Source organism: Limosilactobacillus panis DSM 6035 (genome assembly GCF_001435935.1).
GTDB classification, from domain to species: domain Bacteria; phylum Bacillota; class Bacilli; order Lactobacillales; family Lactobacillaceae; genus Limosilactobacillus; species Limosilactobacillus panis.
Genome location: NZ_AZGM01000119.1, coordinates 1 through 569, shown reverse-complemented (window position 1 = coordinate 569; position 569 = coordinate 1). Strand labels below are relative to the sequence as shown.

Genomic DNA, 569 nt, shown 5'->3' with positions numbered 1-569 from the left:
AACTTAACCCGCCGTTTAGCAAGTACCCGACAAACTGACCGCCCCGTATAAGCTTGGCGAATAGCTCGACGCGATTTAAAACGTGGGTAACCGCCCCGATGTTTAAATAGCATCTTAAAGGCTTGGGCGAGGTTGTGATTAACCACTAGAAAATTAGTTGAGTCACTAGCCCTAAGAAATGGGTATTCCTGTTTGAGTCTCTTCAGTAGATAATTCATCCCGTATTCATTGACAAAGTGACTACTAGGATTATTTTGATACCGCTCCTTGGCCATTGCCAACATTTGGTTCCAAACGAAGCGGTCGTTACCAAACATCTGCCACAATTGTTCCCTTTGCTGGGCATTGGGATATAGGCGAAGTTTGATCCCCTTTATAACTTGCGCCATTTTCACCACAATCTTTCATCATTGGCTAGTTAACAAAGCTAATTAATAGCTGAACACTTCTCTCTGTTAAGTACATTATATCACATCCTAAAACATACGTTCGATTAAAAGGTTAAAAAATAGGCAAGGGGGCTGTGACATAAGTCCCAAATAATTAATGGAGTTAGATGAAATTTTCGG

1 protein-coding gene is annotated in these 569 nt (G+C 41.1%); it reads right to left on the bottom strand.

Annotation, left to right across the window (positions count from 1 at the left end; translation table 11 throughout):
* Window positions 1–389, bottom strand: a 389-nt coding sequence (locus tag FD32_RS07190; RefSeq protein ID WP_156410648.1) for a helix-turn-helix domain-containing protein, incomplete at its 3' end; no start/stop codon positions are given.
* Window positions 390–569 lie beyond the last annotated feature (180 nt).